The organism is Solibacillus sp. FSL R7-0682, assembly GCF_038005985.1.
Classification (GTDB): Bacteria; Bacillota; Bacilli; order Bacillales_A; family Planococcaceae; genus Solibacillus.
The window spans coordinates 62,803-88,781 of sequence record NZ_JBBOUI010000001.1 but is presented as its reverse complement, the minus strand read 5'-3'; the positions used below and the strand labels follow the sequence as shown (position 1 = coordinate 88,781).

General features: G+C 37.8%; 25 protein-coding genes and 2 tRNA genes. 4 read left to right on the top strand and 23 right to left on the bottom strand.

The features are described from left to right. Window positions 1-213: 213 nt before the first annotated feature. The 9 genes from MKZ17_RS00435 to MKZ17_RS00395 form a co-directional block, all read right to left on the bottom strand. Window positions 214-1,182 (bottom strand): peptidyl-prolyl cis-trans isomerase, encoded by a 969-nt coding sequence (locus tag MKZ17_RS00435; RefSeq protein ID WP_340721874.1) that lies wholly within the window; start codon window positions 1,180-1,182, stop codon window positions 214-216. Then, complete coding sequence (hslO, locus tag MKZ17_RS00430) at window positions 1,166-2,047, bottom strand: Hsp33 family molecular chaperone HslO (RefSeq protein ID WP_340721873.1); 882 nt, start codon at window positions 2,045-2,047, stop codon at window positions 1,166-1,168. The genes MKZ17_RS00435 and hslO overlap by 17 nt, the downstream gene beginning before the upstream one ends. Window positions 2,048-2,065: 18 nt before the next feature. Next, the gene (locus tag MKZ17_RS00425) at window positions 2,066-2,833 is read right to left on the bottom strand and encodes a type III pantothenate kinase (protein ID WP_340721872.1); all 768 of its coding nucleotides are present in this window, start codon (window positions 2,831-2,833) and stop codon (window positions 2,066-2,068) included. A 90-nt stretch (window positions 2,834-2,923) separates the two neighbouring features. Continuing rightward, entirely contained in the window at window positions 2,924-3,550 is a 627-nt protein-coding gene (locus tag MKZ17_RS00420) for a nitroreductase family protein (RefSeq protein ID WP_340721871.1), read from the bottom strand. Between the two features lie 30 nt (window positions 3,551-3,580). Then, window positions 3,581-4,009: a MarR family winged helix-turn-helix transcriptional regulator gene (locus MKZ17_RS00415; RefSeq protein ID WP_340721870.1), complete on the bottom strand. Its 429-nt coding sequence runs from the start codon at window positions 4,007-4,009 to the stop codon at window positions 3,581-3,583. 171 nt (window positions 4,010-4,180) lie between these two features. After that, window positions 4,181-6,208: an ATP-dependent zinc metalloprotease FtsH gene (ftsH, locus tag MKZ17_RS00410; RefSeq protein WP_340721869.1), complete on the bottom strand. Its 2,028-nt coding sequence runs from the start codon at window positions 6,206-6,208 to the stop codon at window positions 4,181-4,183. Between the two features lie 166 nt (window positions 6,209-6,374). Continuing rightward, on the bottom strand, window positions 6,375-6,917 hold the full coding sequence (gene hpt, locus MKZ17_RS00405; protein WP_340721868.1) for a hypoxanthine phosphoribosyltransferase: 543 nt from the start codon (window positions 6,915-6,917) through the stop codon (window positions 6,375-6,377). Between the two features lie 32 nt (window positions 6,918-6,949). Beyond that, a complete protein-coding gene (tilS, locus tag MKZ17_RS00400; RefSeq protein WP_340721867.1) occupies window positions 6,950-8,356 on the bottom strand; it encodes a tRNA lysidine(34) synthetase TilS in 1,407 nt (468 codons plus the stop codon). A 48-nt stretch (window positions 8,357-8,404) separates the two neighbouring features. After that, a complete protein-coding gene (locus tag MKZ17_RS00395) occupies window positions 8,405-10,756 on the bottom strand; it encodes a SpoIIE family protein phosphatase (protein WP_340721866.1) in 2,352 nt (783 codons plus the stop codon). A 291-nt stretch (window positions 10,757-11,047) separates the two neighbouring features. Here MKZ17_RS00395 and MKZ17_RS00390 point away from each other — a divergent pair. The 3 genes from MKZ17_RS00390 to MKZ17_RS00380 all read left to right on the top strand — a co-directional run bounded on the left by MKZ17_RS00390 (window position 11,048) and on the right by MKZ17_RS00380 (window position 11,524). Continuing rightward, a tRNA-Met gene (locus tag MKZ17_RS00390) sits at window positions 11,048-11,124 on the top strand. A 10-nt stretch (window positions 11,125-11,134) separates the two neighbouring features. After that, a tRNA-Glu gene (locus MKZ17_RS00385) sits at window positions 11,135-11,206 on the top strand. A gap of 117 nt (window positions 11,207-11,323) precedes the next feature. Further along, window positions 11,324-11,524, top strand: a complete 201-nt coding sequence (locus MKZ17_RS00380; RefSeq protein WP_340721865.1) for a sodium:potassium antiporter — start codon at window positions 11,324-11,326, stop codon at window positions 11,522-11,524. 138 nt (window positions 11,525-11,662) lie between these two features. On the opposite strand, the gene MKZ17_RS00375 is transcribed toward MKZ17_RS00380, so the two are convergent. The 8 genes from MKZ17_RS00375 to spoVT all read right to left on the bottom strand — a co-directional run bounded on the left by MKZ17_RS00375 (window position 11,663) and on the right by spoVT (window position 17,736). Then, window positions 11,663-12,091 carry a S1 domain-containing RNA-binding protein gene (locus tag MKZ17_RS00375; RefSeq protein ID WP_340721864.1) on the bottom strand — a complete coding sequence of 143 codons (429 nt, stop codon included), beginning with the start codon at window positions 12,089-12,091 and terminating at the stop codon, window positions 11,663-11,665. A gap of 267 nt (window positions 12,092-12,358) precedes the next feature. Further along, window positions 12,359-12,781 carry an FtsB family cell division protein gene (locus tag MKZ17_RS00370; protein WP_340721863.1) on the bottom strand — a complete coding sequence of 141 codons (423 nt, stop codon included), beginning with the start codon at window positions 12,779-12,781 and terminating at the stop codon, window positions 12,359-12,361. Between the two features lie 69 nt (window positions 12,782-12,850). Next, on the bottom strand, window positions 12,851-13,282 hold the full coding sequence (gene yabQ, locus MKZ17_RS00365) for a spore cortex biosynthesis protein YabQ (RefSeq protein WP_340721862.1): 432 nt from the start codon (window positions 13,280-13,282) through the stop codon (window positions 12,851-12,853). A 2-nt stretch (window positions 13,283-13,284) separates the two neighbouring features. After that, window positions 13,285-13,584, bottom strand: coding sequence for a sporulation protein YabP (gene yabP, locus MKZ17_RS00360; RefSeq protein ID WP_340721861.1), 300 nt, complete (start codon window positions 13,582-13,584; stop codon window positions 13,285-13,287). A 93-nt stretch (window positions 13,585-13,677) separates the two neighbouring features. Continuing rightward, complete coding sequence (locus MKZ17_RS00355) at window positions 13,678-13,968, bottom strand: RNA-binding S4 domain-containing protein (RefSeq protein ID WP_340721860.1); 291 nt, start codon at window positions 13,966-13,968, stop codon at window positions 13,678-13,680. A gap of 4 nt (window positions 13,969-13,972) precedes the next feature. Then, complete coding sequence (gene mazG, locus MKZ17_RS00350) at window positions 13,973-15,439, bottom strand: nucleoside triphosphate pyrophosphohydrolase (RefSeq protein ID WP_340725480.1); 1,467 nt, start codon at window positions 15,437-15,439, stop codon at window positions 13,973-13,975. A 9-nt stretch (window positions 15,440-15,448) separates the two neighbouring features. Beyond that, on the bottom strand, window positions 15,449-17,056 hold the full coding sequence (locus MKZ17_RS00345; protein ID WP_340721859.1) for a putative polysaccharide biosynthesis protein: 1,608 nt from the start codon (window positions 17,054-17,056) through the stop codon (window positions 15,449-15,451). 143 nt (window positions 17,057-17,199) lie between these two features. Beyond that, window positions 17,200-17,736: a stage V sporulation protein T gene (spoVT, locus tag MKZ17_RS00340; protein ID WP_340721858.1), complete on the bottom strand. Its 537-nt coding sequence runs from the start codon at window positions 17,734-17,736 to the stop codon at window positions 17,200-17,202. A gap of 259 nt (window positions 17,737-17,995) precedes the next feature. Between spoVT and MKZ17_RS00335 the strand changes: the two genes are divergently transcribed. Then, a complete protein-coding gene (locus tag MKZ17_RS00335) occupies window positions 17,996-18,319 on the top strand; it encodes a hypothetical protein (RefSeq protein ID WP_340721857.1) in 324 nt (107 codons plus the stop codon). Between the two features lie 85 nt (window positions 18,320-18,404). On the opposite strand, the gene mfd is transcribed toward MKZ17_RS00335, so the two are convergent. From mfd to MKZ17_RS00305, 6 genes are all read right to left on the bottom strand, one after another. After that, window positions 18,405-21,914, bottom strand: coding sequence for a transcription-repair coupling factor (gene mfd / locus MKZ17_RS00330; RefSeq protein WP_340721856.1), 3,510 nt, complete (start codon window positions 21,912-21,914; stop codon window positions 18,405-18,407). Between the two features lie 75 nt (window positions 21,915-21,989). After that, window positions 21,990-22,217 (bottom strand): anti-sigma-F factor Fin family protein, encoded by a 228-nt coding sequence (locus MKZ17_RS00325; protein ID WP_340721855.1) that lies wholly within the window; start codon window positions 22,215-22,217, stop codon window positions 21,990-21,992. A 58-nt stretch (window positions 22,218-22,275) separates the two neighbouring features. Next, a complete protein-coding gene (gene pth, locus MKZ17_RS00320; RefSeq protein ID WP_340725479.1) occupies window positions 22,276-22,839 on the bottom strand; it encodes an aminoacyl-tRNA hydrolase in 564 nt (187 codons plus the stop codon). 81 nt (window positions 22,840-22,920) lie between these two features. Continuing rightward, window positions 22,921-24,126 carry an MFS transporter gene (locus MKZ17_RS00315; protein WP_340721854.1) on the bottom strand — a complete coding sequence of 402 codons (1,206 nt, stop codon included), beginning with the start codon at window positions 24,124-24,126 and terminating at the stop codon, window positions 22,921-22,923. A 127-nt stretch (window positions 24,127-24,253) separates the two neighbouring features. Then, on the bottom strand, window positions 24,254-24,907 hold the full coding sequence (locus MKZ17_RS00310) for a 50S ribosomal protein L25/general stress protein Ctc (protein WP_340721853.1): 654 nt from the start codon (window positions 24,905-24,907) through the stop codon (window positions 24,254-24,256). A gap of 112 nt (window positions 24,908-25,019) precedes the next feature. After that, on the bottom strand, window positions 25,020-25,979 hold the full coding sequence (locus tag MKZ17_RS00305) for a ribose-phosphate diphosphokinase (protein WP_340721852.1): 960 nt from the start codon (window positions 25,977-25,979) through the stop codon (window positions 25,020-25,022).

Here is a 25,979-nt window from a genome sequence, read left to right as displayed (position 1 = left end):
CCCTCTCAATTCCTACTAACTTAATAGGTTTTCCTTAATTCGTATCTTATCAATTTTTATTAGTAATTGTCAATGATCTACGCCAACAATTTCAAATAAATTTTCTGATTATTTAATTTTAATAAGGTATCTTTCATTTTTCCTTAAAAGGAACTGTTTTGCAAAAGAAAAAGAGCTGAACAAAAAATATTTTTTGACAGCTCCTTCCCATTTTTATTTTGTCGCCTCGCCGTAAAACCATGTGGCCTCAAACTCTGCCCAAAAGGCTTCCGGAGTAATTGATGGTGGTAATTGCTCTAATGCGAGCTGACGCTTTACATGATTCTCAACTTCTTCATATGAAAAAGATTGGCCTTCGGTAATTTCTGCTACATAGGCAATGGCATACCGACCATCACTTAAAACAAATGATTTCGAAATGTCATTTGCCTTTAGCTTTTTTACTGCCGATACTATTGCCTGGTCAACAGTCGATTGATCTTCCGTTATAAAACCGATGTCCCCACCAAGACTTGAAGAAGCAGTATCTAAAGAATGCTCTCGGGCTAATACTGCAAATTCTGAGCCATTTTTTAACTCTTTTTGTACACGCTCTGCATCTTCCTTTGTATTAACAACAATCATGCTTGTACGGTATGTAGTTGGAATATTATAAAGGGACTGATTCTCTTTATAATACGCCTCTGCTTCTTGCTCTTCAACAACTACATCATTGGTTAAAACTTTATCTAAAATCAGCTGCGCACGTACTTTTTGACGTAATTGCTCCGTCGATAAACTATGTAAAGAAGTATCGTTCGAATCTTGTGCCGAACGTAATAATGCAATTTCTAAATCGATTTCTTTATCTGAAACATCGATTTTATATTTTTTTGCGGCTTTTTCCATCACTGCTTCATTGACTAACCCTTGTAATGTTTCTTTCCCATAACGGTTTTCCATCGCAGCTAGCCACTGTTGGCGTGTAATAACCTCTCCATCGACGGTAGCGACTTTCTCGCTACCGTTTTTAGATGAATTATCATCTGATGGGAGTAACCATAACACGAACCAAAATAAATTTCCGACTACTAAAATTAACAATAAAATTAACGTAGGTTTTGTTTTTAAACGACGTTGGGATAACGGTATATTTGGCGGTGTTTGTGGTGTTTTTTGCTGTAAATTACGATTGGATCTCATCAATGAAGCCTTCTAGCTCTACTTTAGAGAAGTGATAATTTTCTAAGCAGAAATGACATTGTGCCTCTGCTTGACCGTCTTCATCAATCATTTCTTGAATTTCTTGTACACCTAAACCAATAATTGCCGCACCGAAACGATCTTTTGAACATTGACATTGGAACTTAACAGGCATTGATGAAAGGATTTGTACATTTCCTTCACCTAAAACTGCATCTAAAATTTGCTCTGGTGTATAGCCTTTTTCAATCATTTTTGAAACTGGCTCAATCGAAGATAATCGTTTTTCGATTTCATCAATTGTGTCATCTTCACAGCCAGGCATTAACTGAATGATAAAACCACCAGCAGCTAAAATTGTGTTATCCGGGTTTACTAATACGCCAAGACCGACAGATGAAGGCACCTGTTCAGAAGTTGCGAAGTAATATGTGAAGTCTTCTGCAATTTCCCCTGACACAATGGGTGTTTGGCCAGAGAACATGTCGCGCATGCCTAAATCTTTTACGACTGTTAATGCGCCTTCTGTACCTACACCTGCGCGTACATCTAATTTTCCGTGCTCATTTAAATCAAAGTGTACATGTGGATTTGTAACAAAACCACGCACATCTCCTTTTGCATCTGCATCGATAACCATAGGACCGATCGGACCGTTCCCTTCAATTTTAACAGTAATTTTATCTTCACCTTTTAGCATTGCACCCATCATTACAGATGCTGTCATAGAACGACCTAATGCAGCTGATACAATTGGCCATGTGTTATGACGTTTTTGTGCCTCACTTACAGTTTCTGTTGTTGTCGTTGCAAATGCACGTACTTGGCCGTCAAATGCAATCGCTCTAACTAAGTAGTCTTTCATGTTGTAAATTCCTCATTTCTATTGATTTCTTTTGTATATGATATATAAGCCTCTTAATGTTAAAAAAGGATCAACGACATCAATAATTTGTGTCTCATTTGCAATCAATTTTGCCAAGCCACCTGTAGCAATAACTAAGGGCTCTACCTTACTCTGTGCCTTCATGCGACCGACAATACCTTCTACTTGGCCAATAAATCCGTAAAAAATCCCTGCTTGCATTGCCGCAATTGTGTTTTTACCTACCACTTGTTCTGTGCGCATAATTTCGATACGTGGTAGCTTTGATGCACGTGCATATAAAGCTTCTGTCGAGATACCAATTCCCGGTGCAATAGCGCCACCCATATAAAAACCTTGTTCATTTATATAACAATACGTAATCGCTGTTCCGAAATCGACGATAATAAGTGGTTTCCCTCCGTATTCTGAAAGGGCAGCTACTGCATTTACAATACGATCTGCTCCAACTTCACGTGGATTTTCATATTTTATATTTAAGCCTGTTTTGACACCTGGACCTACGATAAGCGGTGCACTATGGAAATATTTTTGACACATCGCTTCAAGGGAAAACATGATTGGCGGTACCACTGAGGATATAATAATTCCTTTAATTTGTTCAAATAATAAACCTTCATGTGAAAAGAAAGCCTTTATTTGCATGGCATATTCGTCTTCTGTTTTTCGTGGATCTGTTTCCATCCGCCAATGGTAGCGAAGTCGATCTTGTTCATATACACCTAAAATGATATTCGAATTACCAGCATCCATTACTAGTATCACGCTCGTCACCTACTTCTAAAAGTGTTCTATTTCAAAATGATACCATAGATTAATGCCTTGTTTATAGTGTTGCTGTTTTATACGTATTGATTAAATGAAACGCGTAATCTTTTCAGCTGGGATTCGTGTAGAACCGTGTGCTGGTACTGCTGCTTCTCCTATAGCAATTAATAATATTGGGACTTCGTTTGCTGGTAGGTTAAAGTATTTCGCAAATTCTACTTTGTTAAAGCCTCCCATTGGCACTGTATCATAACCAAGTTCTTTAGCTAATAGCATCATTTGCATGGATACTAATCCCGCGTCAAAATGAATAATATTTTTGATTACTTCTTGAGGTAACGAGCTATATAGCTTACGTGAGTTTGCAATCATCATATCCGCAACCTCTTGTGACATTACACCTTTTTCAACGTTTGCATTGTAAATTTCTTCTGAACGCTCATACATTTCTATGTCGCCTAATACTGCAATAATAGCGGAGCACTTTTCTACTTGTTCTTGGTTATTGGCAATCGGAAGTAACTCTTTTTTTACTTCTTGATCTTGGATGACCAAAAAGCGCCAAGGTTGCATATTGCTTGAAGATGGTGCTGAAATTGCATCCTGAATTAGTTGTTGTAATACTTCCTTTGGAATTGTTACACCCTCGTTGTATTTTCGTACAGATTTTCTTATGTGCATTAATTCTTTTGCTGATTGAGTTTGAGTTGTCATTACGTTTCTCCTTTATTATATAAATTAAGCTTACTCACATTGATCACTATTTTTTTGTAGGCGGACTAATAATTCATAAAACTTCCGTAGCTCCTCCTCCGAAAAACCTTCTGTCAGTTTTTCTAAAAAGCTATCTTTTCCACCCTTGCATATCGTTAAGTGTGCTCGTCCTTCCTTCGTAATACTTACATGCACTTCCCTATTGTTTTGTGCGTTCCGACTGCGGACGACAAATTGATCTTCTTCTAAAAGCTTTAAATGTCTTGTTATTGCTGCTTGGTCAATTTGCAATGCTTGCTTCAAAACATGCTGTGAAACGGTCCCCTTATTTACGAGTGTGTACAAAAGCTCATACCGTGTCATGCTAATATCTGTTTGTTGCTCAAATTGCTTTGTTACTTGTCGATCAATCGTCTTCATTAGCAAAATAATTTGTTTTAATTGCTCACTACTCGTCATAAGATCTCCCTTCCCTAAAACTTCTTTTTGTCATATGATAAATCAATTATTGACTAGTCAATTATAATCGATTTTAATCAGAACTCAATTAATTTGCTTACTCCAAAAACCATTCACCATTCAAAAACAAAAAAACGAGCCCCCATACATGAAAGGGAGCTCGTATATTATTTATTGTTTTGGACGGTCTTCGTTAATACCTTGTGGACGGTCAATTTGATCGTCTTTTGGTAAATTTTCTACTGTCGGATCTACTGGCTTACCGATTACTTCATCATTAATCGATGCATCACCTGATTTTTCAATAACAGGAGTTGCTTCTTTTGATAGTTGAACAGTAGATTCTTCTGTAACCGACTCTTCAGGAGGTAGTACACCGTGATCACGTAAATGCTCGATTTCTTGCGCGTTTAATGTTTCTTTCGTCATTAACGTATTCGCAATTAAATCTAATAAATCACGGTTTTCCGTTAAGATGCGTTTTGTACGTGCATATTGCTCATCAACAATACGTTGAACTTCCTTGTCGATTTCATAAGCAACTGAATCAGAATAGTTTTGGTCTGAGCCGAAGTCACGACCTAAGAACGGGTTGCCACCTTGGCTAGATCCATATTGAACCGCACCAAGATTTTCACTCATACCATATTCTGTTACCATTGCACGGGCAATGCTTGTTACCTTTTGGAAGTCATTATGCGCACCTGTTGATACTTCTCCAAGTACAATTTCTTCCGCAACACGTCCACCTAATAAGCCGGCAATACGGTCAAGTAACTCTTGTTTTGTCGTAAAGAAGCGCTCTTCCTTCGGCAACATAATTGCATATCCACCCGCTTGGCCGCGTGGTACGATTGTTACTTTGTGAACTGTATCTGCTTCATCTAATTCTAGACCAACAACAACGTGGCCAGCTTCGTGGAATGCCACTAGCTTTTTCTCTTTTGGAGAGTAAACACGACTTGCCTTTGCTGGACCCGCAATTACGCGGTCAGATGCTTCGTCTATATCGACCATGTTAATTGTTTTTTTGTTTTTACGAGCTGCAACAAGTGCTGCTTCGTTTAGTAAGTTTTCTAAATCGGCACCTGAGAATCCTGGTGTACGTGACGCAACTGCTGCTAAATCAACTGTATCAGCTAGCGGCTTATTACGTGCGTGTACTTTTAGAATTGCTTCACGTCCTTTTACATCTGGGTGTCCAACTGTAATTTGACGGTCAAAACGACCAGGACGTAATAATGCCTTATCTAAAATGTCTGGGCGGTTAGTTGCAGCGATGATAATGATACCTTCGTTTGCACCAAAACCATCCATTTCAACTAGTAATTGGTTTAATGTTTGCTCACGCTCATCGTGACCACCACCAAGACCTGCACCACGTTGACGACCTACTGCATCAATTTCATCGATGAAAATGATACATGGTGCGTTTTTCTTCGCGTTTTCGAATAAATCACGAACACGTGACGCACCGACACCTACGAACATTTCTACGAAGTCAGAACCTGAAATCGAGAAGAATGGTACTCCTGCTTCACCCGCTACTGCACGTGCAAGTAATGTTTTACCTGTACCTGGAGGACCAACAAGTAAGATACCTTTCGGAATACGTGCACCGATATCCGTGAATTTGCGGTGATCCTTCAAGAAGTCTACAACTTCTACAAGCTCTTGCTTCTCTTCGTCAGCACCTGCAACGTCGTTGAAGCGAACTTTTTTCTTCGAGTCGTCGAAAAGCTTAGCTTTCGATTTACCAAAGTTCATTACTTTATTACCGCCACCTTGAGACTGACTCAATAGGAAGAAGAATAAAATGATGATAATAACAAATGGAATAATACTTGTAAGGAATGTTACAAAGCCACTTGTTTGCGGTGCCTCCATAATTTTTACGCCTGGATAAGCACCATCTTGAATTTTTGTAATACGGTCAACCGATGTTTGATCGTTTTGAAGAATGTTAACGGTGAATTCTTCACCTTCTTTAGCACCCTTCATCGTTCCAACGATTTTGTAGACACCTTTTTCAGGTTGAATCGTAATCGAGTCAACCTTGTTACTATCTAAAGCCTTGAAAAACTCATGGTAATCAAGGTCTTCAGTTGTTTGTTTTCCACCATTAAATGTTCCAAAGATCCCGATGATTACGAGAAATATTAGTAAATAAAATATGGTGTATCGAAATATTCGATTCATCCCCAGCCTCCTCACAACGTTACAGAAAAACTATAAGTAAAATCTTAACATACGTTGAAAATTTCATACAACGAAAAGCACCTAGCATTTTAAATGTTCGAACGATTTATGACAAAATCCGCTCAATTACTTTAAATTGCTTCCTCATAACACCTATAATAGCGAATTAAAATGAGTATACTTCTGGTTTTAAAATCCCAATGTACGGTAAGTTACGATATTTTTCTGCGTAATCTAAACCATAGCCTACTACGAAACCGTCTGGTACTTCGAAGCCTACGATGTCTGCATCTAAGTTCACTTTACGACCTGATGGCTTGTCCAATAATGTAACGATCTTAATTGATTTTGCTTTACGGTATTTAAATAAGTCTACTAAGTAGCTTAATGTTAAACCGCTATCAATGATATCTTCGATGATAATCACGTCGCGACCTTCAACAGATGTGTTTAAGTCTTTTACAATTTTTACTTCGCCTGATGAAACTGTTGCATTTCCATAGCTTGTTACATCCATGAAATCCAGTTCTACGTAAGAATCAAAACGCTTCATTAAATCTGTCATGAAAGGCATAGCACCTTTTAAGACACCAACAGCTAAAGGGAAACGAGTTGCATATTCTTCTGTTAATTGTGCTCCTAATTCCTTAATACGCTCTTGAATTTGTTCTTCGGTAATCATTATTTTTTCGATATCATTTTGAATCATGAGTAGATTCCTCCTTAGATTGTTCAAACTTTCTAAAAACGTTCATTGCTATCGACGATGAACACGTAATCATGTGCCGATGACTTTACGTTAGAAAATTTATTGTTTACCCGTACAGCTGCTATTGCTAAAAGCTCGTCAGTAGCATCGACTACTAATGGCCAATTAGCTCTTTTTGTTAAAGGAATCTTGTCATCAATAAAAATGCGAGAAACTTTTTTCTTTTGCTGCATGCCGTGTAATGCAATGCGATCTCCTTGCTTTGGGGTTCTTACAGAAAGCGGAAACGAAACCGTAGAAGCGGTGAAAAAAACAGGTTGATACTTTACAAGAGAAGCTTCATCACAAACTGCTAATTCCCCGATAAACATACGCATCGCCCCTACTGTATGCCACTCATTCAAAGTTAAATGTTGCTTTGAAATCGGAGCGCTTTGTTGCTTTCGTTCAAATACAACTTCATCGTATTGACGTCGCGCAATAAAATTCTCAGGTAAATCAACTGAACGACTACCTTCTGACGTTTCTAACAACGTTAAAATCGCCGTACAAAGTGCGTAGCTTTGAATCGTATTTGAATCGTTATAAATATAATTTAATAGTATTAAAATGAGCCTTCTTTGTAAAGCAAGTGGTTCACTTTGTAAGGCAGAAACCTTCACTTTATAACAATTTTGAGTAATTTGTTCAAAAAGCTCTGAAAAACGGCTAAACGCCAGCTCCATTAAAAACAAATCATCCTCTGCCAGCTGTTGGGCAATTTGTACAGCATGAGACGAAACTGCACCATTTTCCTTTTTTAGCATTGGCACAATATGATGACGGAATCGATTTCGTGTGTACGTATCTTTTTCATTACTCGCATCTTCCCGGTAGGAAACACCCTCGTTATGTAAATATTCCCCAATATCTCTTTTTGTAACCGTTAAAAAAGGTCGAATTACAAAATGTTTTTGAAAGGCTCGAACAGGTAAAATACCCTTTAGCCCATTAAGTGAACTCGCCTTCGTCAAAGCCATTAACATAGACTCAAGCTGATCATCGGCATGATGTGCTGTTACAAGCTTTGTAAAACCTTCTTTTAACATCACTTCATCAAAGAAACGATAGCGCTCCCTCCGACAAATCGCTTGAGAATTACCACCTTCTTGTTGCTGATAGGAGGCAATCGGGATGGCACAGCTAAATACCGCTACGCCCCACTGCTCACCCATTTCTTCTACAAATCGTCGATCACCGTCTGATACATCTCCGCGCAACATATGATCCACGTGCGCAACGGCTACTTCAATTTCAAAATACTGTTGAAATTTAACCAAAAAAGAAAGAAGCGCCATAGAATCAACGCCTCCCGAACAAGCAACAAGCAATCGATCCCCTTTAGAAATCAATTGTTGTTGTTTAATATAGGCTAATACACGATGCTCTAATGCATGCATCCCTCTCACCTCATCTATTGAATCATATATCCATCTCTTTTTAAGCCTTCACTGATATGCTGGTCTAAAAACAGACCACTGGGTTGCCACATGCTGCAAGCGGAATAACATGACCGTACAATCATCATTTACTGGATGGCGCTCTTTGAATTGAGCCATGACATCATATAATACCACTTGAATGGAGTTGCCCTTTTTTATTCCTTGACGAATCAACTGAATAAATAATTGCTCTTGTAGTTCCCAGCTTTCATTGCTTGAAAATAAGCCATCTGAAATCATTAATATCGTATCCTCAGAAAGTAAGGAAAACATCTCTGTATCCACTGCAAAATCCGGTAAAAATCCAATTGGTGCACTTTTACTTTCTATTTTAAACAAATCGCCACCGCGAAGCACGTAAGTTGTCATACTGCCGGCTTTCCAGCACCATAAATCACCTAATTGTAAGTCTACCAATGCAAAGTCCATCGTAGCGTACATATCCGTGTCTTTTTTTAATGACTGTACATAATGCATCGTATGCATCGCTGTTTCTGGATCCATATTGTACGAGATACATTCTTGCATCATTTGAATTAAACGACTACTCTCTTGCTGTGCTGCATAACTTGTCCCCATCCCGTCAGATAACATGATGGCCATTAAGCCTGGATGAATCGCAAATACACTATAAGAATCACCCGAGACCATTTGTTGCCCTTGTGAGTGCTTATATATATCATACTCCAATTGATAGCGAATTGCTGAACGAAACCTTAATTGACGATAAAAAAATGGTGTTTCAATTTGTTGGATTTGACTACCTTGCATTGGTTCATGCAATAACTCCAGCAATAATTGCTCCACTTGTCGAATAACGATATGTGATTCACGCTCATCTGCAATGGAACAAATAAGCTCCCTTGCACCAATATCTGTCTTTATCCATTCTATACGGACGCAATTTATTTGGTGCTCCTTTAAAAACTCCTGTACATAATCGTCCATTTCAGTTATTTCGATTTCATTTTGTCGCACATCCAACAATTGCTCTAAATGATGACTTAAATCGCGTAGTTGAAGGGCAATCATCTTTTTCCCATGATAAAATTGCCTTTCCATATTTTCTTTATGCAAAGCTGATTCTAATTCTTCTAGCAGCTTTGCTGATTTAATGCATCTTCCTTTCACTTGTTCTTCTGCTCGAATCCATTCTAAAGGCTTTGAACTTCTTCGTGCCATTTGCCAGTTCTCTACCGTCTTTTCCATTTCACGTCGCTCCCCCCAACATTGTTCGTATCGAAAACAGCTCGAACAAATGATGAAAGATTCTTTCTTTTGATTTGCTTGAATTTCCTGTGTAAACCGGTCAAACACAAGACCTTTCATAAACGATACAAATTGCTGAAATTGCTTCAGATGCTCGGTTGCTAATTCATTATTATTCACAACAATTTGGTGGTTTGAATGCTTATTAAAATAACGTTGAAGCTGATCTAATTGCGTCTGTGGGAAAAATAAAAAACCGATCGTCCCTGTTAAAATCGACAAAAAATACACACTGTCGATTGGTAATGTCGCATCATAAAAGAAGAAAAATACACTTGGAAACAAACTAAATAGCGCTATTCCATAACGGCCCGTTGATTGCATTAAGCCCGTTATTAACCCTGTACATGCATATAAAATCATCATGCTTGTAAAGGATAAATTTGCCATACCTATAATAAACCCTAGTGACAGCGTAAAAACGACAGTCGCTCCTACTGTTGTTACCGCTGCTACTACACATATTAAAAGATGCATCAATATAAATGGTAAAGAGAAATAAAATAGCGTCAAATTTTGCATCCCAATAACAACCCCTGCCATTACTACAAAAAGAGCTACTGCCTTCTCCTTAGACCAATGATAGTTTTCTATTTCTTGTAGTGGCACAAAAAACTGGTTCATAAAAAACAACATAACCATTGAAAAAAAACATTCGTTAAATACGTAAAATAAAATTAAAAAAGGTGGAATTCCTCCATGTGCGACTGTTTGCCATGCTATTTGTACAATACCAATCGCTATAAGGACCGCTACATAGGGGGACATTCGCAAGTATTTAAAGCGTAAAAAGCCTTCAACTAGTATAATCTCGAGCAACAAAATGACTCCTTGTCCTACCCCTAAAAATAATGTTCCTGCAAATCCGCCAATTAATGCGACTGTTTGAAATGATTGAAACTTAGAACGAACAATTAACCAAAACGGAAGAAATAATGGGGCAATAACTTCAAAAAAGGTTGCTTGCGCAAAACAAAATGCTATAAATAATATAATTCCAGTAACAATACTTTTTATTTTTTTTGCCTGTAACGTGGTCGAATTTAAGTAGAAGGACTGGAATTCTGATTCTCCGTTTACTGTTGCCATTTCTATCACCTTTTCTTTTTTCCGTCATTATATAAAGAAGATGAGCAGATTTTTGTCTGTTTATAGAAGCATGCTTAATAAAGTGTTCGACGGTTTCTATCATGTAACTATCAAAGTTTTACTTTTCAACAAAAGTTGACATGCTATTTCCTCTAAAAAGCCCTCATCTCTTGTATTTTGTGGTAGATTATCGAATCAAAAGCAAAAAGAGATTATTTTTCCTAGAAATTTAATAAAATAGTGTTGACACTTAAATCGTTGCCCTGTATTATTAATTTTGTTGTTAATTTTGGCGGTGTAGCTCAGTTGGCTAGAGCACTCGGTTCATACCCGAAAGGTCGTGGGTTCGACTCCCTCTGCCGCCACCATATTTTTTATGGCCCGTTGGTCAAGTGGTTAAGACACCGCCCTTTCACGGCGGTAACACGGGTTCGAATCCCGTACGGGTCATCCTATTAAAGAGTCACCTTTTATAAGGTGGCTCTTTTTTCATACCTACCTCTCCCATTGAATGGAAATTTATTTGTATTATCCCTTATAATAGACGTGAAAGAGGAGGCGTTTTCTTTGGTACAAAACTTTACATACCTAGCTTTTCTATGCGGAATAAGCATGCTATTAATTGTTGGGGGCGTTGTTTTAACAAAGTTGCCAGTAATGCTTCAAACGATTATGATCTTTATTGGCTTAGTTGGCGGAGTTTTTTGCTTCATTACTCTAATTCGCGTACTTATAAAGCATAATACTGAAGGTACAAAAAAAGAATGATGGGAAATGAGTTTCCACCTTCTGTTCAACTATCTATTTTTCTAAACTAAAAGGAGCTGTAATGTAAGAAATCTCTTACATTACAGCTCCTTTATCATCTATATGTCACTTTTTCTACGATTCAAATAGCCAGCCAAATTAACCTCTGCGAGCTCCTCGGCCACCGCGCTTAGATTCTGTTGCACGTTTTAATGTTGTTAATCGCTCGTCGCTATCTTTTAAGAAACGTGCCATCTTTTGTTCAAAGCTTTCCTTTGGTTGGCGATCATTACGATCGTTTGAACGATTATTTTCACGACGAGGACGCTGCGGACGCTCTGGTCGCTCAGCTTGAGGCTTTGCTTTACGAATTGAAAGACCAATCTTCCCATCCGCTTCAACATTCATCACTTTAACTTCGACTTCATCGCCTACTTTAAGATGCTCATTAATATCTTTTACATAGTTATCTGCTACTTCACTAATGTGAACTAAACCTGTCTTACCATCTGGAAGTTCAACGAATGCGCCAAAATTTGTGATGCCTGTTACCTTACCTTGTACCTTGCTGCCTACTTCAATTGACATAAAAAAAATGCTCCTCCTTAAATTTTGAGAGACCTTTCAAATGAAAAGTCATTATTCATTATACTGAAACTGTATTTCATTAGTTTCTTCTCTAATTATAGCTAACATAAAAAGAGTGTCAACAAGACACTCCACCAAAAAGGTAATTACTACCAATGATTTATCATAAAAATAATAAATTTGAAGGATATTCATCTGATTTTAAGGAATTATAGGCAATACCATAGTGATTACAAACAAATGGTCCATTTCACTCAATTCTGATGGCTATTCCTTGTCTTCCTCATCATTTTTTTCTGTTGTTTTAGGAATTGTGAAGATAATCTCGCCTTCTTCGGATAAGAAAAATTCCTTACGCGCTAATTTAGCGATATATTCATCATCTTCTAACTTGGCAATTTGCAAGTTAAGCATTTCTTGCTGCTCTAATGTTTCATTAAGCTTTTCTGTTACAATGGCCTTCTGGTCTTCTTTTGCAGCTAGTCGCTCTTTTTGTACTTCGTTTGCTTGTACCAATCCCGTAATCACTATTGCTGCTAAAATGAAAAAGATAGCCATTCTTCTACGACGTAAAACTGCTTGTCTTGCTTTATATTGTTTTTTTGCTTGCGGATTCGAGCGGACATAGTCGTTATTCAAAGACTGAACATTGCGGGTATGTAGCTCTTCATGTGATTTTCTTCGTACCATTCCGTCGCCTCCATTAGTTTAAATAGTAGTCTCTATTATACGAGTTCCCCTTTTCATTTAAAAGGTTTTTTACATAATTTTCTTGAAAAGTTTGTAAATTGGACGTGTTAACACTACGAAAAACCCAACAATCCAACGTAGGACCGTGCGTATAAATCGAACAATTAAATGCCCAACAAAATAAATGGGCTTAATAACTAGTGTCACAAATACTCGTCCTAGGAAACGAAACATTCTTTGTAATACAAATTCATACGTAATAATACCTGCAATTTGGGCGAGTGGATCCACAACACGCCACTGCCCGCCTTTTATTAAAAACAATAAGTAAAACGTACATACCCCTAAAGCCAACCAAACGAACCATTCTATAAACGTTTTTACATAGCGTACACTTTTAAACGGAATGTTATAAAATATAGTTCTTGTACAATCAATAACTGCACCTACAGCGATTCCACTTATAAACATGACAATAATGCTTACAAGTTGCGCGCTCATCATCATCCAAACAATTTATGGAGGAAGCTTTTCGATAGACCACTATCACTTTCGTCATATTGCAGTTGCTTTACTTCACCTTCTAGCGTAAGTAGCCCCTTATCCACATCTAAATGAACAATGCGTAGCTCCTCGCCTCGAATTAGTAAATGTCCTTGAGATGTATGCACGTAGAATTCTTCTTGGTCAAATCGTTCGATTGACTTTACAGATGTCATATCCATTCGCTTGCGATTGCGCACCGTCACTAAATGGTCGCCAGATGAAATTGTGTAACGAGTGCTTTCTTGATGAATTGTCATGTAAGTCCTCCCTTATTTCATAGTTTTACACTATATGCTCGTACACAAAAAAGCATGACAACAAAATCGCTGTCATGCTCTCTTTATTATCTATTAATCTTCATCGTCAATAAATTCAGGCTCTACTTTATCAAGACGTTCTTCTTTTATAATTGTAAACATTTTTAATGCTTCTTCTTTTTTAACATTTTCACGTATTTCTTCTACACGTGCAGTCACAATTTTTTGACCAAAACGAATTGCTAGCTCATCGCCTACTTTTACCGTACTGCTTGCTTTTGCTACTTTATCATTAATTGTAATACGCCCCTGTACCGCAACTTCCTTTGCTAATGTACGGCGTTTAATTAATCGGGAAACTTTCAAAAATTTATCTAAACGCATTATCTTACTCCCCTTTTTCTATACGCTTTGCTTCATCCCAAAACGCATCTAATTGTTGTAATGTAAAATTACTAAATGCTTTGCCACTTAATTTTACTTGCTGTTCTACATAGTTGAAACGGCGAGCAAATTTTTCATTTGCATGGAGCATTGCTTCCTCAGGTGATATTTTATAAAAGCGTGCTAAGTTGACAAGTGTAAAGAGGACATCGCCAAACTCATCTAACCGTGAAGTAGCTGTTCCATTTTGAATTTCTTCCCTGAACTCTTGCCATTCTTCCGCAAATTTTTCCCATGCTTCCTCTACATTTGGCCAATCAAAGCCTACTGTCGCGGCCTTTTTTTGGTAATTGAAAGACGTTAGCAACGAAGATGCTGGGCGATATTCAGGTGTTAATAATGGCTCGTCGACATCATGGCCCTTTTCGTCTTTTTTGATAGCTTCCCAGTTTGCAACAACCTCATCTGCACCGTCTACTGACACATCCCCAAATACATGTGGGTGACGACGAATCATCTTTTCGCTAATGGCAGCCAGTACTTCCTCTAATGTGAAGTAGCCATTATCCTCCCCAATTTGTGCATGCAGGAATACTTGTAATAAAACATCCCCTAGTTCGTCGACCATTGCAAAGTCATCCTCTGCATCTACCGCTGCTAAAAACTCATGAGTTTCTTCTAATAAATATTTCTTTAACGATTCATGGGTTTGTTTTTGATCCCATGGACAACCATTTGGACCACGTAGCTTCGCTATGATTTGACGGAATGTTACCCAATCGCGCAGCGCCTCTTCATTTGACTGTACAGGTGGCACATATACGGTTGTTAAGTTATTAATTTCTGCTGCTTGATCAAGCTCATATAAAGGCACTGTACGTAGCTGTTCTTGTGACGAACCTGCTGCTGTAACAATCGTTACGGGATAATCATCACGGTATTTCTCCATTAATGTAAGCTTTACTTCCGATGCACTAAATGAGTCATACACTTGGGCAATTAAAATGTGCTGGCGCATATTAATATCATGCATCGACATGATTGTCCCATCTAGTAATTGAAAGCCTTCAATTGGGTCAATTTTTAAAGCCCCAAAAATCGGATCTAAAAAGCTTTGGCCTCCTTCAATGACCAATCGTATACGTCCTTGACGGTCTGCTTCAATTAAATGCTGAACCGTTTGCTCAGCAACTAATGGATGTCCTGGTACGGCATACATAATTTCTTCTTTCGCCACTTCTTCAATTAAGCGCTCTGCAATTTCTTCATAAACCGGCCCGAATGCACCATGCTTAATATAAATTTCATCAAAGCTCGTAAATTCTACACCTTCTTCACGTAAATCTTGCAATACGGGATGGTCTTCCGTACGTACGTACAATTTTTTAGCTGCTTTTAATTTTTTATAAACGCCCATTTGCATTTGTTCAAAGTCTGCTGCTCCTAAGCCAATGACTGTTAATTGATTCAACATACACACCTACTTCTTTCGATTTAACCAAAGTTGATAGCTAGCCATACGGCGTCCAAGTGGAATTAAAAACCAATCCTTCTCTGCTAGTACACGCAATTTCGCCACAACTGTTATAAAACTAAACGCACCAAGCGTTACTAGAATTCCACTATAAATAAGCGCATCGGAGCGCGTTAATTTAGTACTAAACACTAAATTTAATAGAAAAACTACTGATAAAACGACTACAATCATTGTCCCACAGGCTATAGCTAGCTTCCCATAAAACTTTTGATTTGCTAACTGAATGGGCTTAATTCTTTTCAAGTAAATTATGAGTGCCACAGCAGCAAAAGTAAGTCCTATATTACTCGCAATCGCCGCGCCAACTACTCCCCATGATGCAATAAAGAACATATTTCCACTATATTTTATTCCTATACTTAATGCTAAAAATAGCATCGGTACTTTTAGTTTACCATAGCCCTGTAACACCGCTGTGAACGTTAAAATAATCGACAACGGAATGATTTGAAAAGCATATAATTTTAGTACTTGTGATAAAGTATCCGTTTTAAATAACAACTGATTCACATAAGGCATGACAAGTATTAAGCCAAGGGCAGCTGCTACACCAAATATTAAAGTGCTTCGATACGTCAATTGTATAAAAGGCGCCGCACCACGACCATTTTTATTTTTCGATTTTAGGGCAACAAGTGGCACAATCGCAAGTGACAACGATGTGGCAATCACAAGCCCTAATTGAACAAGAGGTTGTCCACGGTCGTAAATTCCCTTTACCTTCATTGCCTGAAGCGGCTCCATTCCTGACTGAATGAGCGTTTTAAAAATCGTGAATGAGTCTACTAATTGAAAACATAATAAAAGTAGCCCGCTCATACTGATTGTAATACTGTATAGTGTAACTTCTTTTACTATTGGCCATTTTGCAGTTTTTTGCGTTGGATTTAATTTTTTTTCTTGCTTACCTTTTAAGAAAAACAACAATAATAGAATTCCTGCCACTTCACCAATAACTGTTCCGAAAACTGCAATTTTCCCCACTTCGTACACAGATTGCGTAAAGTTTAATAATAGAATGGTTCCAATTAAAATAATTGATACTCGAATGGCTTGCTCGAACACTTGAGCATAAGCAACAGGCTTCATTTTACCTTCTGCCTGATAATTGCCCTTTAATACAGCGTGTAATGGCATACAAAGAGCAATGAATGATCCTACTTTTAATAACGATGCGAGTTCAGGGTCTTTCATGAATGACGCGATTGAATCTGCTCCAAAATACAACAAGCTAAAAAAGATAGCAGCTAAAAATACTAAATAGTTAAAAATAATTTGGGTAACATTGCGTTTTTCTAAATATGTACCGCCGCGTGCCTCAATATCCGCTAATATTTTCGAGATGGCGACAGCAAATCCGCTAGAAGTCCACACTACAAAAAACGAAATAAATGGATACACCTGCTGGTACACATAAAATCCTTGATCCCCTACTAAATTTTGATAAGGCACACGATACACTGCGCTAAGTACTTTTACAATTAAAGCGGCAATCGTTAATAGTAAGGCACCCTTCATATAATTTTTTATACCATATTTTTGCGAAGACATTCTATTTCCATCCTCTTCTACATACAATGATACAAGTATAACATGAAAACTACATTTGCCATTTAAATGCCTATTGTCTTTCTTAATAACAAAAAAGAAGATGCCAAATAGGAAATTTCCTATTATGCATCTTCTATTTTCAATTAATTTTCCATTTGCTTAGCTAAAAAGTGTGCAGCAGTTTCAGCTGCTTTTTGTTCTACTTCACCAATAAAATGTGCTCTTGAAAGTAAATAAACAGCACCTATTGGATCTCCATTCGAAATGATTGGTACGACACAATACGATTTTACTTGCTCGTATTGCCCTGTGACTAGCTCAATAGTCTTTTCCAACTTTTCAGATACAGCTGTCCTATCTTTTATAATATCTTCAGAAAAAACGGTTAAGCGTCGAGCTAAGTAATCTTTTCTTGATACACCTGCAACTGCAATCATTTCATCTCGATCACTAATTAAACTTGGTGTCCCTAATGTTTCAAAAAGCGACTCTACGTATTCTTGTGCAAACTCACCTAAATCATTAATTGGTGAATATTTTTTTAATATTACTTCTCCTTCGCGGTCGGTATAAATCTCTAGCGGATCCCCTTCACGGATGCGAAGTGTCCTACGAATTTCTTTTGGTATAACAACACGACCTAAATCATCGATGCGGCGAACTATCCCTGTTGCTTTCATCGTTTGTATTCCTCGCTTTCACATCATTTGTCTACAAGATGTTACTAGTATGGTGTGATTAAACAAAATCTATGCAAATCTATGTAAGATCAAAAAAAATTTGAAAGTAAACGATTCAATTGTAGTGATTCACTCAATTACTTTGGAACTAATCAAAAATTTTCTAAATAGTAAATAACTATAGTTTAACGTTAGTTTTGTTTCAATTTCATTATTTGCGGAAATAAAAATGTAGGAAAAATTTTAGGAGGGGTTCACTATGTTGAAAGTAGATTCCATTGTTTCTACGCCAGACGCGTATCGTCAACATCAATATTATGCAGGAACGCATTTAGTCCATTACCCTAATTTATCGCAAGAACGTACACAAATTATCCCGAAATTTGAGAATGGTATTTTCAAGCGTTATTTAGAAAAGCCAAATGGTCAACGCGATTTAATTTCTACATCGACAACGCGCGAAAAACAATTTTTATCATTACGCCAGGAACATCACAATCGTGAAGAGTTACTTCAACGCTTAAGTTATAATAATGGTGTACATTACAGTGCTCAAAATTCATTAAGACACTTAATAGGGTAAATTAAATTTACACCGAAACAAAAAGTTATGCTTTTTTTCAGAAATAAAGCTGATAGACGACCTTTTAGTCATCCATCAGCTTTTATTATGCCTTCTTTGATGTTGCAATAATCTCCATCATTTTTTCAACAACAACAAACGGTAAGTACTGACCACATTTATGGTAATCAACTGTAATAATTAATTGGCTTCCATCCATCCCAAAGCCAACAGCGCGTCCAAATTCCATCGATTGCTCGACGATTTTTGCACCATCTGCCCGTGCTGTTCCTTCTTCAGATAAGGTAATCGTGACAATTTGTTGCTTTTCTTTAATAGACAGTACTCCTGCTTGTATTGCCCAAACCTTCATACGTGCAATTCGCATTAAGCGTTCAGTTTCCACCGGTAAATCACCAAATCGGTCCTGAAGCTCATCGATAATTTCATGATAATCATTAATTTGCTCCATCGCTTTAATTCGCTTGTACATTTGAATTTTTTGATAGCCGTCTGGAATATACGCATCTGGAATATATGCGTCGATATTGAGCATAATTTCTACTTCTGTCTTCTCTTCTCGCTTCACACCGCTGCGTCGCTCTTCTACTGCTTCTTCTAACATTTGAGAATACAAATCAAATCCGACCGAATCAATAAAGCCATGTTGCTGCGCACCGAGTAAATTACCCGCACCTCGAATTGATAAATCACGCATCGCGATTTTAAAGCCTGACCCAAGCTCGGTAAACTCCTTCACCGCCTGTAGCCTTTGTTCTGCGACTTCCGTTAATACTTTATCACGTTCATACATAAAGTATGCATACGCAATTCGATTCGAACGGCCTACACGACCACGTAATTGGTACAGCTGTGATAAGCCCATTCGATCTGCATCATGAACGATTAACGTATTAACATTTGGAATGTCGACACCCGTTTCAATAATCGTTGTCGTTACTAATACATCATATTCTCCATCAATAAATGAAAGAATAATCGATTCTAATTTTGCTTCGGTCATTTGGCCATGGGCAAATGCAACACGGGCATCCGGTACAAGCATTTGAATTTCCTCTACGCGCCTCGCAATATCCTCTACCCGATTATATAAATAAAACGTTTGACCACCACGGGCCATTTCACGTTCTATTGCCTCACGTACAAGTGCACCATTATGCTCCATTACATACGTTTGCACGGGGAAGCGATTTTGCGGCGGTGTCTCTATTACCGATAAATCACGCACACCTACCATCGACATATGGAGTGTTCGTGGAATTGGTGTTGCAGTTAACGTTAAAACATCAATATTTGTACGGAGTTGCTTAATTTTTTCTTTGTGCGTCACGCCAAAGCGTTGCTCTTCATCGACTATTAACAATCCTAAATCTTGATACGCCACGTCCTTTGATAAAATACGATGTGTTCCGATAACAATGTCAATTGTCCCCTCACGTAAGCCTTTAATCGTTTCCGTTTGTTGCTTTTTCGTCCGGAATCGACTTAGTAAACCAACATTAATCGCATATTCCTCAAAGCGCTTTTGAATCGTCTCATAATGTTGCTGTGCTAAAATCGTTGTCGGGACTAAGAAAGCGACTTGCTTTCCATCTAGGATGGCTTTAAATGCCGCGCGAATGGCTACTTCTGTTTTTCCATAGCCAACGTCCCCACAAACAAGTCGATCCATCGGGCGTTCACGTTCCATATCATGTTTCACTTCAACAATTGTACGTAATTGATCATCCGTTTCCTCATACGGGAATGCGGCTTCAAAGCTTCGTTGTTCATCTGAATCTGGTGAAAACGCAAAGCCAACCTCAGCTTCACGCTTAGCATAAAGTTTAATTAAATCATCTGCAATATCTTGTACCGCCGAAGATACTTTCGCCCGTGTCTTTTTCCATTCCGCTCCACCAAGCTTATGTAACTTCGGCTCTTTTTCTCCTGAAGCAACATATCGCTGAATGAGTTCGATCTGGTCTACGGGCACAAACAATTTATCGTCTTCACGGTAGCGCACATGTAAATAATCTTGATGTGTACCGTTGACGACTAATGTTTCAATACCAATATATTTCCCAATACCGTGATGTACGTGAACCACATAATCCCCTGGCTTAATTTCAGTATAGGATTTAATGCGCTCGGCATTGGTCATTTTTTGTGAGCGCGCTTTTTTCTTCGCCTGTTGTTTAAATAACTCATCATCCGTTACAATCGCAATTCGCTGGAGTGGCATTTCAAAACCACTCGATAAATTGGCATTTACTAAATAAATACCCGGCTGATCTGAAAAACCAATCGTGGCCTGTATATGGTAATCTTCGAGCAATGTCTGAATCGCTTTAATTCGTTCATCTGTCTCAGCCGTAAATAATACAATATACTTTTCTGCTATCCAACGGGCAATTTCATTTTGTAATAACGCAATTTGCCCATGGAATTGTTGCATCGGTTTACATGAAAAACTCGTCGTCTTTTTAATTGTCACACCCGCAAAAGTTCGGGTAAACAAAGCGAAGTAAATCGTTTGCTGTTTTAACATGGCTAGTACTTCTTTAATTGCATATGAAGGCTTAACTTCATGCAACATCTTGCCCTCTTCAATTAACGAAATAAACCACTCCGATTCTTCACGCTCCCAAGCTTCCATTACTTCTTGAATACGTCCAAGCTCATCAAATAATACAAGTCCATCAGATGAGAAATAATCTCCTAGAAAATGAGGTTGATCAAATAGCAACGAGCCGTATTTCGCTATATGATCGGGTAAATGTCCCTGACGTAATAACTCAATATCTTGCTCCATATTTTGTACAAGTAATTCTTGTATTTCTTTTTTTCGAACTTTCTTCAAACTTTTCGCAAGAGCGGTTTCTAATCGCTCGGCTAATATAACTCGTTTCTCTGCTGTTAATAACAACTCCGTTGCAGGTAAAATATGAATTTGCTCTAGTTTTTCAATTGAACGTTGATCATCTGCTGAGAATGTCCGGATCGAATCCACTTCTGTGTCAAATAGTTCAATACGAATTGGTGATTCCATGTAGGGTGGGTATATATCTAAAATACCACCACGCATCGCAAACTCACCTGGTGTTGTTACCATTTGTCCTCGTGTATAGCCCATTTCGACCAGCTTGTGTAGCCATTGGTCAATCACTATTTCTTCGCCAATCGAGGTATTTAATTCGTGTCCTTTCCAATCGCTTGGTGCATTTAAAATTTTGCGCATTCCTGCTGCTGGAATTATATATATACCGCGTTCTTTTTTGACAAGTCGTCCAAGTGTTGCAATTCGCTGTGCGCGTAGCTCTGGAGAAGAAATCGTCATATTTGCTGCAATGAACTCCTCAGCAGGGTAATAATGAACCCATTCTTCTCCAACTAACGCACTAATATCATCGACGAGCTTTTGTGCTTGTAGTAAGTTGGATGAAATGATATAAACTGATTTTCCTGTTTCGTTGAAAATCGATTGTATAATTGCTGGTCTGGCACTCCCTGTTAATCCTGTTACTAGTTGATTGTTCGCCGTACCAGCTTTTATTTGTTGAAGAAAATTATGAATCTGCTTATCTTTTAAAAGCAATTGATGAATCGTTTCCACACATAGTCTCCTTCCGTCCTCTATATAAAAGCGGAAAAAGCCTTGGCGCAACTGAATGCGACCAAAGCAACTCCTCTACTGTAACCATCTTTTTAACGCATAATAATCTGGGAATTGACGCAATGACTCTTCACAATGCTCACATATACTATGCACTGTTGTTTCACCACGTTCGTTTTTTTCGATATAATCATCGACTTCCCCAACTTCGAATTGATGAAGCTTACGAATTGTTTCATCTGCATCAAAAGGTAATGTACCAATTTCTACTTCGCAATGTCTGCAACGATAGCGTACAGGCATTTTCTAAGCCTCCTTTAAACACTAAATGTATTCAAAGTATAGCCCCACTATTCATCAATTATGCACCGTTGAATTGATTCATAACTTCTAAAAATGGTTTTGTTAACGACAATTCAACTGCATCACAGCATTTATCAATCGAATCTTTTACGATTAGTTGGTCTTCTTTTGAAAATTTTGAAAGTACGTAATCAGCTACCTTCACCCCTGCTGGTGGGCGACTAACGCCAACTCGGATACGATTAAATTCTTGTGTACCTAAATGCTGAATTAATGATTTAATGCCATTATGGCCTCCCGCGCTCCCTTTGCCACGTAATCGTAACTTACCTGTATCTAAATCTAAATCATCATAAATGACGATGATATCTTCTACATCTATATCAAAATAATCCATTAAAGGTCGCACACATTCACCAGATAAATTCATATATGTTAGTGGTTTTAATAATATTACTTTTCCCTCTGGACGATGCACGCTCGCATACATGCCATTGAACTTTGATTGATTTAATGGTGCATTCCACTTATTTGCTAATTCATCAATGACGTCAAATCCAATATTATGACGTGTATGTTCATATGGTTTACCCGGATTTCCTAAACCAATAATTAATTTCACTAGTAATCGCATCCTTTTTCTCTAATCGCCTTTATTTTATCATACATTCCAAATAAAAGTATGCAACTCTAACTCGGTGCTTTACATAGTAATTTCACGTTTTTTACGTATGATATATAGGACGAAAAATCCAAAGGCTGCAAGTAAGCGCATCCCTGTTGATAAATACATCGCTACTTCCATCGAATACATTTCCAGCAACCAAATACCAATTTGCGGGGATGTAAAAGCAATTATGGCTAAAAGTACATTATATGACGTAATACAATATGTTCGTACTTCCTGCGGAGAGTTTTCTAAAAGTAAATTAAATAAAATTAAGACCGTTCCTGATACGAAAAAGCCAGATAGCATATACATTGCGACTAAATAAAGATGGTTGGTTGATAGAACAGTCAATAATGGCGCTGAAGACATGCCAAATGCGACCCATACAAAGACGCTCATATTGCCGTATTTTTGTGACCATTTGCGCCATAATGAAAATGAAAAGATTTGTGCGATCATACTGCCTACATTAAACATACTTACCCAGAAAATTGTCGCTTCTGCATAACGAATGTTATAAATATTAAATAGTCCCCATGCCATTTGCCAGCCAAAATTAAATACGAGGGCGACAACTAAAAAAAGCACATATCGATTGTTTTTAAAAATGGACCAATCCATCGCACGTTTTCTTGTTGCTGATACTTCCTCTCGAATTGGCTCATTATGCTTCAATAAAAAATATAACTCGAAAATTCCTACGATAAACGTAAACATAAATAAAATTTGATACGTTACCGCATTGGCTGTCGCATCCTTCATTAATAGCCCGATGATGAGCGTGACGATTAGCCCGACAATTGTTAAGAGACGATTGCGGTCACTAAAAAATTGTGCTCTCCGATGATCTTCTATAATATTCCCAATAAATGATTGCCAGCCCATATTGGCCATTGTGTTTGGAATACTCATAGTTGCAATTAATAGAAGTAATATCCATGAACCAAAACTTCCTGGCACATAGCTCACAAATGCGATTAATAAAAAAACAAAGCGCGCCGCTAACACTGAAAAAGCCACGAGTTTTTTTTGTTCAATCGCACGGTTCAATAAAATAGCTGCTGGTAAAGTCATAAGAAGTGTTACCAAGGGCGGAAGTGAGCTAATTAAACCAACTTGGTAATTTGTTGCCCCTAAAATCGTCATTGCAAATATGGGTATATAGCTATTCGACATATTCGTCGCTACTGCCGACGCCATCCCATGATAAATACTCATTTTCTCATTATAAGTTCTCATATTCCCCTCAAAATATTCATAATTTTTACTTATCAACCCCATTATACTGGATTTCCTTCGGATGTCGAAGTTTTTATTTTTTCACAAAGAAAAAGCCGCTCCTTTTTAAGAGCGGCCCACATATTATTTAGTCTTCTCGACCTGGTTTGTCAGGTGATAACTTTTCACCTGTTGCTTCAACATCATTAGCTGTATTCCCTTCAGCTTCTGAATCGACCTCTTCTACTGATGGAGCTGGCGGTGTTACCGTTGCTAAAGTGTAATCATCTTCATCTATAATTGTGTAATCCGTAAACTGATTACGTACATTACCCACAGATAACGTATCGCCAACTGCTAATTCGGATACATCGATTTCAATTACATCTGGAATATTACTTGGTTTTACTTTTACCTTCAATGTATGGTTAGGTTGAGTAAGAACTCCACCTTCTTTAACACCAATAGAAGTTCCGATTAATGTCACAGGAATGTCTACCTCTAATTCTTCTTTCATGTTGATAGCAAGGAAATCGACATGCTTAACATGACCCTTTAATGCATCACGTTGAATGTCTGTTAATATTACATTCACCATTTTCCCGTCTACGTCAATTTTAAACACGCTTGTAGATCCGTATTGTTGAACTGCTTTTGCCATTTTTTTATAATCTAATGAAATCGGCATTGTTTCTGTTTGATAACCATATAGCACGGCTGCTAGTTGGCCACCTTTTCTAAGTTGGGTTAATGTTGAACGTTTCCCAGTTTCTCGCTTCTTTGCTTGTAATACTGTAGTCATCTTCATATCCCCCTTTAAGTATAGTAATACAAATATATGTTTACCCTCTTACAAAAAAATTTAAACATAAAAAAGCCTAGGAATTTAATTCCTAGGCTACTTCTATTATTAATTAATCAAATAAAGTACTTACTGATTTATTTTCATACACACGAGAAATTGCCTCTGCCATTAGCTTTGCAACCGATAATTGCTTAATTTTTGGAGAAAGCTTTTCTTCGCTTAATTGAATTGTGTTTGTTACAACTAATTCTTTAATTGAAGAATTTTCAATACGCTCAATTGCAGGACCTGATAATACTGGGTGAGAACAGCAAGCATACACTTCTTTTGCACCGCTCTTAATTAACGCTTCTGCACCAATAGTAATTGTACCAGCCGTATCGATAATATCATCGATTAAGATACATACTTTGCCTTCTACGTTACCAACAATATTCATAACTTCCGCTACGTTTGGTTTTGGACGACGTTTATCAATAATCGCGATTGGTGCTTTTAGACGTTCTGCCATTTTACGAGCACGCGTTACACCACCGTGGTCTGGTGAAACAATTACTAATTCGTCTTCGTTGAATCCTTTTGATCCGAAGTATTCAGCAAGTAGTGGTACTGCTACTAGGTGATCGATTAAGATATCAAAGAAACCTTGGATTTGAGGTGCGTGTAAATCTAAAACGATTACACGTGTTGCACCAGCCGTTTCTAAAAGATTCGCTACTAATTTAGCAGTGATTGGTTCACGTGCTTTTGCTTTACGGTCTTGACGTGCATAGCCATAGTAAGGCATAACAACGTTTACTGTACGAGCAGATGCACGTTTAACAGCATCAACCATAATTAAAAGTTCCATTAAATGCTCGTTTACAGGAGCAGAAGTAGATTGAACAATGAATACATCCATTCCACGAATACTTTCTTCAATGCTAATTTGGACTTCTCCATCACTGAAGTGTTTTACAGATGATTTCCCTAGTTCTACCCCCATTTCATCCGCAATCTCTTTTGCAAGTGGATTGTTTGAATTTAATGAGAAGATTTTTAATTTTGAGTCAGCGTATTGATACGGCAT

Coding starts and splice junctions, on each gene's coding strand:
- MKZ17_RS00305 (WP_340721852.1), bottom strand. CDS start 25,979: ATGCCGTATCAATACGCTGACTCAAAATTAAAAATCTTCTCATTAAAT.
- MKZ17_RS00420 (WP_340721871.1), bottom strand. CDS start 3,550: ATGACAACTCAAACTCAATCAGCAAAAGAATTAATGCACATAAGAAAA.
- yabP (WP_340721861.1), bottom strand. CDS start 13,584: ATGACAATTCATCAAGAAAGCACTCGTTACACAATTTCATCTGGCGAC.
- MKZ17_RS00335 (WP_340721857.1), top strand. CDS start 17,996: ATGTTGAAAGTAGATTCCATTGTTTCTACGCCAGACGCGTATCGTCAA.
- MKZ17_RS00370 (WP_340721863.1), bottom strand. CDS start 12,781: ATGGTACGAAGAAAATCACATGAAGAGCTACATACCCGCAATGTTCAG.
- MKZ17_RS00315 (WP_340721854.1), bottom strand. CDS start 24,126: ATGAGAACTTATAATGAGAAAATGAGTATTTATCATGGGATGGCGTCG.
- ftsH (WP_340721869.1), bottom strand. CDS start 6,208: ATGAATCGAATATTTCGATACACCATATTTTATTTACTAATATTTCTC.
- MKZ17_RS00415 (WP_340721870.1), bottom strand. CDS start 4,009: ATGACGAGTAGTGAGCAATTAAAACAAATTATTTTGCTAATGAAGACG.
- MKZ17_RS00355 (WP_340721860.1), bottom strand. CDS start 13,968: ATGCGTTTAGATAAATTTTTGAAAGTTTCCCGATTAATTAAACGCCGT.
- yabQ (WP_340721862.1), bottom strand. CDS start 13,282: ATGAGCGCGCAACTTGTAAGCATTATTGTCATGTTTATAAGTGGAATC.
- MKZ17_RS00325 (WP_340721855.1), bottom strand. CDS start 22,217: ATGCCTGTACGCTATCGTTGCAGACATTGCGAAGTAGAAATTGGTACA.
- MKZ17_RS00375 (WP_340721864.1), bottom strand. CDS start 12,091: ATGTCAATTGAAGTAGGCAGCAAGGTACAAGGTAAGGTAACAGGCATC.
- MKZ17_RS00435 (WP_340721874.1), bottom strand. CDS start 1,182: ATGAGATCCAATCGTAATTTACAGCAAAAAACACCACAAACACCGCCA.
- MKZ17_RS00395 (WP_340721866.1), bottom strand. CDS start 10,756: ATGGCAACAGTAAACGGAGAATCAGAATTCCAGTCCTTCTACTTAAAT.
- MKZ17_RS00310 (WP_340721853.1), bottom strand. CDS start 24,907: ATGACTACAGTATTACAAGCAAAGAAGCGAGAAACTGGGAAACGTTCA.
- spoVT (WP_340721858.1), bottom strand. CDS start 17,736: ATGAAAGCAACAGGGATAGTTCGCCGCATCGATGATTTAGGTCGTGTT.
- hslO (WP_340721873.1), bottom strand. CDS start 2,047: ATGAAAGACTACTTAGTTAGAGCGATTGCATTTGACGGCCAAGTACGT.
- hpt (WP_340721868.1), bottom strand. CDS start 6,917: ATGATTCAAAATGATATCGAAAAAATAATGATTACCGAAGAACAAATT.
- MKZ17_RS00345 (WP_340721859.1), bottom strand. CDS start 17,056: ATGTCTTCGCAAAAATATGGTATAAAAAATTATATGAAGGGTGCCTTA.
- tilS (WP_340721867.1), bottom strand. CDS start 8,356: ATGCATGCATTAGAGCATCGTGTATTAGCCTATATTAAACAACAACAA.